The organism is Chryseobacterium viscerum (assembly GCF_002899945.2).
In the GTDB taxonomy this organism is placed as follows: Bacteria; Bacteroidota; Bacteroidia; order Flavobacteriales; family Weeksellaceae; genus Chryseobacterium; species Chryseobacterium viscerum.
This window is the reverse complement of the sequence record NZ_PPEG02000029.1, coordinates 1-927: the sequence shown is the minus strand read 5'-3', so window position 1 is coordinate 927 and position 927 is coordinate 1. Positions and strand designations below refer to the sequence as shown.

The 927-nt window shown below is 31.9% G+C and carries 1 protein-coding gene; it reads right to left on the bottom strand.

Annotated features, from left to right (window positions below; genetic code table 11):
• Positions 1 to 834: IS110 family transposase (locus C1634_RS25630; protein ID WP_109739385.1), on the bottom strand; the 834-nt coding region annotated here is incomplete at its 3' end.
• Positions 835 to 927 lie beyond the last annotated feature (93 nt).

Sequence of the window (927 nt, the reverse complement as noted above, 5' to 3'; positions counted from 1 at the left end):
TAGTGAAGCCATATGAAGAATTGATTTCATTTTTTTATCTGCAAAATGACTTACTCTACTTTTGCCCCTTAAAGAAGTACCTGAGGAATATTCAAAAGGAACAATACCAGAATAACAAGCAAATTTTCTCCAGTTTTTAAAATTCTTAAATCCTTTTGTAGCGAGCAAAAGATACAATGCAGTAACTTCTCCAATCCCTGGAACCGATATCAATAGTTCCTTCTGATGATTAAGCATTTCATTTGCTTTAATGATTTCCCGAATACGGATTTCTATGGTAAGTTGTATTTTTTTTAGAAAATTAAGTGTCCTCTTATTGATTACCTCAGTCTGTTTAAATACCTCTTTTGGTAGAAATCTTTTGTTTTCAGCTGTTGCACTAAAGTTTTTGATTGCTGCCACTGTTTTTTCACGTTCAGCATAAAGCAACTTTAAGCTAAGGATATCTGCTTCTGGAACCTTTGTGAGTTTAATTTTATCAATATTTCTAAATGCATACATAGCAATATCTTTGGCGTCAGCCTTATCAGATTTTCCCCTACATATCCCTTTTGATTGTTTGATTTCCAAAGGTGGACATTCTGCAAAGTCAACGCTCAATTCAGAGAGAATCAAGCTAAGGTTCATAGAATATACCCCTGTATTTTCATAACAAAATAAGGTGTCTTGGAGACAAATATCAGCTTTCTTTAATCCCTTCAACAGCATATTAATTCCTTTCTTATCATTAGTAATTCTTCCTTGATCAAGAAGTCTAGCTGTACTATCAATAATTTGATAGTCTAATGTATCCTTTGATACATCAATCCCAATGTAATTGTGATAATTTTCCATAACTTAGTATTGTGATTAAACAAAAGTGTTGAATTCTTTAAAGCCTTTATTAGACCTTGAAGTCTATCATTCTATCTAAAGTTATTCAACAAA